Genomic DNA, 6,122 nt, shown 5'->3' with positions numbered 1-6,122 from the left:
TTTGCAATTGACCCGACAACGAACAATGTCTATATCGACGCGGCTTGGATCAAGGATGCCACAATAACCAATGCAAAAATCGCAAACCTTGCTGTTGACAGCGCAAAGATAGCTGATGCCGCTATTACAACCGCGAAGATTGGCACGGCGGCCATTACAACCGCAAAGATTGCCGATGCGTCCGTGACAGACGCAAAGATCGTCAACCTTTCAGCAAACAAGATCAAGGCCGGAACAATATCTGTATCCCTTGAATTGACATCACCAATTGTCAGGTATGGGCAGACCGCCTTCGCGACCGGCACGGGATTCTGGATTGGGAATGTTGGCGGTGTAGCCAAGTTTTCGCTTGGGAATGCAAGTAAATATATGCAATGGGATGGTAACACAATCCTATACACAGGAACGCTGTCGAGGCATGTTGGCGGCGGTTCCAACAAGATTGTTGGTGACGCAACCCAGATTCAGACTTCATCTGCATCATATGTCACCCTGAGAAAATGCATCATGGAGGAACATGGGACCGTAACCGTTCATTGGCAATACTCTACGAGCACGGTTGGGTTTTATTATTTCAGAATCTTGGTGAACGGCGCTTCTGTCTGGACTAGCGGCCAGCTTAGTCCGTGGGCTTCATGGAAAAGCCAGAATGTATCTATAAGCATAAATTCCGGCGACACTATTGAATTGCAAGGCAGAACAAACAATGCTTCGTATAATTTGTATGTTCGCAATTTTGAAGTGCGATGCAATCAAATCATCGGGAGTAAGATGCTATGAGTTTGGATGGGCTGAAATCTACTTTTAAGAAATGTATCAAGATGCACATGAATGGTGAGGACGCGCATGGCTATACGTGCGCCAATGGAATACACATGGACTGCAAGCCTGAAGATGTCAGGCGACTATATGATGGTGTCTTGATTGCGGAAATGTCCGGCCAGACGACAATGGACATTAGGGACTATCACAATGTTGTGCATACCAATATCCCAGTAAGTGAAGTCCGGCTTATGGTGAAGGAGCTTGGTGAACGGATTGCGGCTAGATTGAGGCATAAATGGATGTTGCATCAGAAAATTGACGCTGCAACGACTACTGCGGAAGTTGAAAGTATCGTATGGGATGAGAGAACCGCGCCGTTTTCGAGATTCCGCTAAATTGACAGCCCGTGAAATATGGGCTACCGTTTTATGGTAAAATGCTTGAGCCCCGCCCATGTTGGCGGGGCTTTGGTTTTTGGGGGATAGGTTGGCAATTGAGGCTGTAGATATTCGCCATGTATGGGATCGTGTTCGCGATGACATAGAGCAGATTCGCATTGATGGTGATTGGGATTGGAAGCCTGAAGATGTATATGCTGCATGTGTCAATGGATCGGCGCATATCTATATGCCAGATGATGATGACTATGGATTCATTGTCGTTCAGTTGATCGAGTCTCCATTTACAGGGGAGCAAGGTTTGTTTGTATGGCTGGCCTATTCACCGGATGGGCGCGCACAAGAAAAGTTTGGCGAAGAAGTAGAAGGACTGGCTAGAGGCGCTAACTGTACGTTCATCACATTCAAGTCTAAGCGCCGTGGATTTGAGCGCCGTGGCGGTTGGCGGGTGGACTATACAGTTTACCGAAAGGAGGTCTGATATGGGCGGTGGAAGCTATGTTCAAGTAAGCCCAGGTGAACGGGCAATGGCTGATCTCGCCATGCAGCAATGGATGGACTATAAAAAGCGATTTCAGCCACTTGAAAAGAAATTCGTCAAAGAATTGACGAGCGAGAAGTACCGCCGTGGCATAAAGCTTGGTCAGGCCAATGCCGGGGCTTCGCAAGCTGTAGATAAGACATTGGCTTCACAGCGGACGAATGCTTTTGCTGCCGGCATCAATCCGAACAGCGGAAAGTTTGCTGCCATGACGAAAAGCGGCGCACGAGGCGCAGCAATCGGCAAAACCGTCGCTGGTATGAGCAATCAGATCAAGGCCGATCGTGTATCAAACCTTGGGAATGCGATTCAGGTTGGACGAGGCATTAAGTCTATTGGTACAGCGGGTTACAAGGATTCGGCAAGACTCGGACTATCACAGGCTGCTGCAACCGCTGAGTTGAATAATTTTCAAGACAATGCTTTGGGCAATGTTGCGGGGACTGCGATTGGAACATATATGGCACTGGGAGCGCCTGGTCTTTCTTTTCCTGCAAATTCTGGGGTATCGGGCAATGATCTGTCTGGATCATATCAGGAAGGCTACAACGGCCCTGGAATAAAGAAGTTCCAAGGATATGGCTACGGGATACCGGGGGTGTAAATCATGGGCGGTGGAGCACCTACACCAGACACATACGCAAGCAACAAACTGGCTGAAATCTCCCGTGAAATGTATGGGGACTATAAGCGCATCTACAAGCCGCTTGAGGACCAGTTGATCCAGATCACAAAGCCGAAATTCGTCGGACAGACCGTCCATGATGCCAAGAAGCTGGCATCGCAGGGGTTACAAGTTTCAAAGGGTGTGGAAAGACGAACGGCCTCTCGTTACGGGTTGCAGATTGACCCGCAAGAAAGGCGGGCCTTGAATAGGGCAAGCTCCTTGAATGCAGCCAAGGCAATTACCGGAGCAAGCAATAATGCAAGGTCCACTGCTGTCGAGTTGAAGCGCAATGCTCAAATGGGGCTGCTTGGACTCGCCAAGGGGACGGGTGCTGATGCTCTAAGCTCTATGGGTTATTCAGCCGGCCTTGCGAATCAGCGCAACATGATGAATCAACAGATTTACCAACAAAACCAGAATGCTTTGTATAATCTGATTGGCACCGGCCTTGGCCTTGGTATAGCAACGTTCTTGTAAGGAGGCGCAATCATGGGCTTTGGGATTGCAGGGTTTTCTAGCGGCTTTCAAGGCGGGGTTCAGACCGGCCTTGCACTGCGCCAAGCGAAAGAGGCGGAAAAGGAAAACCAGTACCGAGAGGAAGAAAGACAGCGGCTCAAGTTGGAGCGCGAAGGGCGTAAGAAGCTGTCTGCCCTGATGACGGAATATCTGTTAAAGACCGATGGTGGAACAAAAGACCTGTCTCCCCAGGAATATACGGACATGTTCAAGCGGCACGATCTCATTCCTCACGATTTCATTGACCATGATCAGACAGGCCGGAAGTTCAGTCATTTTGAAGGTGTAGCCACACCTGAAGGCAATAAGATGGTTGCTGTTTTGAAAGAGGGCGATGGTCGAGAGTCGGTTATGTCTTTCAATCGTTCCTCTGACAAGAACGACCCGTATATTGGATTCTCAGGCCATGATCTTTTGCCGGTTGCTCTGGCGCAATTGAGTGAGAAGTATGGTGTTGATACAACGCCGGTTGCTCAGTTGATAACCAAGGCGAGGCATGGCGAAATTGTCAAGGTTGTTCCGACTAGGGATAAAAAGACGGGACGCATTATTTATGCTGCAATCAACAAGGATGGCTCGGTGCGTCCGTTTGATCTTGAATATGTAGATACATCAAGCACGAAAAATAAGCCTGTTGTTGTCGGCAAGTCGTTGGTCGATCCACGCACCGGAAAGGTGCTGTATCGGGATACAAGCGGCGGAAAGGACAATGCCGGCCTTGTTGTTCTGCGCAATGGGCAGAAGGTCAAAGAAAGCGATTTGCGTCAGTCTTATTTCACGCAGTTCGGGAAGAAAGATCCGCTTGGGAATCTCGTGCCTGGTGACAATGCCCCCGACTATACCGAATGGCGCAATTCCATTGTTGCTCCAGAATACAGATGGAACACCCCCTCAAGGGCCGCAAACAACATTGATCTGGACAAGGCTATCTCAATAGCTCAAGAGGAAGCTGACGCACGCGACCCCCTTGGGCCTAACATCCTGCGTCCTGACGCGACCAAAAAGGCGTATGGCGGTTTAACCAGGGATGAATGGATACACCAGCGCGCATTGCAGATTCTCAACCAAGCTAAGGGCGGTGTTGGCATTCCGCAAACACAACCGGCACAGCCGGCACAAACAACACAACCAGCGCAGCCGGCACAAACAACGCAACAGGAGCCCATGCCTGATCCAGTCGCCAACAAAGGTCGTGTCTTGGTCGATAGGGCAACGGGCAAGCGGTACCAATCTGACGGAACGCGGTGGGTTGAGGTTCAATAGATGGCAAGGTTTGTTTTCGAGGATGAGCTAAAAACCAGCAATGCGACAGATACACCATTGAGCGACAATGGCAGCACGACCGAAAGCGATACGGGCGCAATGCCGCGCTTTGTTTTCGAGGATGAAGTTGTCCATCAAGGACCGCCAATCAAAGATTTCTCAGAAGCTCCCAGTTATGGAGATTTGGGAGAACTGGCAAAAGCCGGTGCTAAGGATGTGCTGGCAGCAGCCAATCTTCTGAAGGCTGATGCTGCAACGGCTAAAAGCGTCAGCCTTGGAAACGAACCATCGGAAAACCTGGATATTGCTGATCTTGCTGGACCTTCCCAAGGCAAGCAATTCAACCCATCGAGGGGGTTTGGAATTAGCGCCATTTCCAACCTTCCTGTTGATAAGCACGGCAAGCAATTGGTCGGATTCGATACCAACGCCCTGCAACCTAGTGCTGAATCGCGAGATGCTGCATCACAAGTAAAGAAATCGCTTCAAAAAACGTTATCCGATGCGCGAAAGAAGGCATTGCGTGAAACGGCCAAGTTGATTAGTGAGACAAGCAAGGTCCATCATTCACCAGACGTGGAGAAGGCACTTCAGTCTGATGATCTTTCTGAAGTTATGAAGCACGTCATGCGCAATCCTGCGCGGTATGTGCTGGAAGTGTCGGCGCGCAGTGCGGCCCCTTCGATTGCTGCGCTTGCCTCCGGCGCGGCGGGAGCGGCGGCAGGGCCGGTTGGCTTTGCCGCTGGCCTTGGCGCTGGGTCTGGCGCTGTCGATTTCGCAATGGAGATAATGAACGGGTTGCGTGAGCACGGTGTTGATACCACTGATGCCGATGCTGTCGCACGAGCGCTTGATGATCGTAAATTGATGAACAAGCTAGCCAAACAATCGGCCTTGCACGCGGCATTCGTTGGAACGGTTGATGGATTGACCGGCGGCGCTGCATCCAAGTTTATTGCTCCCAAGGCACTAAAGGGCAAGCTGTCTGGTGAGCTTGTCAATATCTTCAATCAGGCAGCTATTCAGATGGCTGGAGGGGCCGGCGGCGAGTATTTGGGATCAAAGGCTGCTGGCAAGGATGTGAGTGCCGGCGAGCTTGTTGCTGAAGCTGGCGGCGAGCTTGTGACGACACCTATTGACGTTCTCACAGCAAGAGGGTCGGCAAGGTTGCGTGCGGCTGAAGACAACGCAAACCAGGGCAATCGCTTTGTTTTCGAGTCTGACTTGCAAGATGCAAGGTCTGATGTTGAAAGGCTTTCATCCCAGTTTGATAAGGCGCTTGCTGAACAGCAGCAGCCAGATTTACCTATTCCCGAACCGGAGAGCGCAATCAAGGCGCAGTTGGATGCTTTTAAGGAAGGGCGCAAGCCTGCTGTTCTGATAACACCTGGTTCGCCAATGCCTGAAATTCCCCAGGGCGCGATGGTGGCGGATATTCCAGAAGGAAAGTTGATCTATCGTGATGTCTCGGCATTGCGCGATGCCCTGAATGGTAAGCTTGGCGATGTTCTTGGGTACGGAATCAATCAGAAGCCGCAATCTGACACCGTTGTTACCGCCCGCGATAAGGAAGGCAGGGTTGTTCAAGATGTTTTGACTGATGGTAGGCCAGAGGTCATTGAGGCAGCCAAGGCCGCCGCCGGCGCTGGCGGATCGGTTCAAGTACGTACGGCTGAGGATGCATTGCAAGAGCGCGTTGCAACCAAAATGAAGGAAAATGCTGCCAAGCCAATTGAGATCAAGACCGATGACGAAGGGTTTGCGCTAACCGCGAAAGGCCGTAGGCGTTCATGGACTTCGATTCCGAAAACGCATAGAAGTCGTTTCAAGCCTGTTGAGATTGACGGAAAGAAGTATGCCCAATTGTCTGACAAGACAAGTGTGCAGTCGGCCAATGAATCGGTTATTGGCTCGGCAGGTGAGATGGCTGGAATCGTTGAACAGCAGCAAGAGAAGATTCCAGGAACCAAGA

General features: G+C 50.7%; 7 protein-coding genes. All 7 read left to right on the top strand.

Features of this window, described 5'->3' with window-relative positions; translation table 11 throughout:
* The coding region (locus D6694_15010; GenBank protein ID RMH34830.1) for a hypothetical protein at positions 1 to 780 on the top strand (780 nt) is incomplete at its 5' end.
* Positions 777 to 1,160 (top strand): hypothetical protein, encoded by a 384-nt coding sequence (locus tag D6694_15005; protein RMH34829.1) that lies wholly within the window; start codon positions 777 to 779, stop codon positions 1,158 to 1,160. The genes D6694_15010 and D6694_15005, both read left to right, overlap by 4 nt.
* A 58-nt stretch (positions 1,161 to 1,218) precedes the next feature.
* A complete protein-coding gene (locus D6694_15000; protein RMH34828.1) occupies positions 1,219 to 1,644 on the top strand; it encodes a hypothetical protein in 426 nt (141 codons plus the stop codon).
* 1 nt (position 1,645) lies between these two features.
* Positions 1,646 to 2,308: a hypothetical protein gene (locus tag D6694_14995; GenBank protein RMH34827.1), complete on the top strand. Its 663-nt coding sequence runs from the start codon at positions 1,646 to 1,648 to the stop codon at positions 2,306 to 2,308.
* Between the two features lie 69 nt (positions 2,309 to 2,377).
* Entirely contained in the window at positions 2,378 to 2,848 is a 471-nt protein-coding gene (locus D6694_14990) for a hypothetical protein (GenBank protein ID RMH34826.1), read from the top strand.
* A 12-nt stretch (positions 2,849 to 2,860) separates the two neighbouring features.
* Positions 2,861 to 4,150, top strand: a complete 1,290-nt coding sequence (locus D6694_14985; protein RMH34825.1) for a hypothetical protein — start codon at positions 2,861 to 2,863, stop codon at positions 4,148 to 4,150.
* Positions 4,151 to 6,122 (top strand): hypothetical protein (locus D6694_14980; protein RMH34824.1); only part of this gene is annotated, 1,972 nt, incomplete at its 3' end.

The organism is Gammaproteobacteria bacterium, from assembly GCA_003696665.1.
Lineage (GTDB): Bacteria > Pseudomonadota > Gammaproteobacteria > Enterobacterales.
The sequence above is the reverse complement of the archived record's forward strand: the minus strand, read 5'-3'. Positions and strand labels throughout refer to the sequence as shown.

What these genes read in the sequence shown, in the direction of transcription:
- D6694_15000 (RMH34828.1), top strand. Translation starts at nt 1,219, where the DNA reads ATGTTGGCGGGGCTTTGGTTTTTGGGGGATAGGTTGGCAATTGAGGCT.
- D6694_14995 (RMH34827.1), top strand. Translation starts at nt 1,646, where the DNA reads ATGGGCGGTGGAAGCTATGTTCAAGTAAGCCCAGGTGAACGGGCAATG.
- D6694_14990 (RMH34826.1), top strand. Translation starts at nt 2,378, where the DNA reads ATGTATGGGGACTATAAGCGCATCTACAAGCCGCTTGAGGACCAGTTG.
- D6694_14985 (RMH34825.1), top strand. Translation starts at nt 2,861, where the DNA reads ATGGGCTTTGGGATTGCAGGGTTTTCTAGCGGCTTTCAAGGCGGGGTT.
- D6694_15005 (RMH34829.1), top strand. Translation starts at nt 777, where the DNA reads ATGAGTTTGGATGGGCTGAAATCTACTTTTAAGAAATGTATCAAGATG.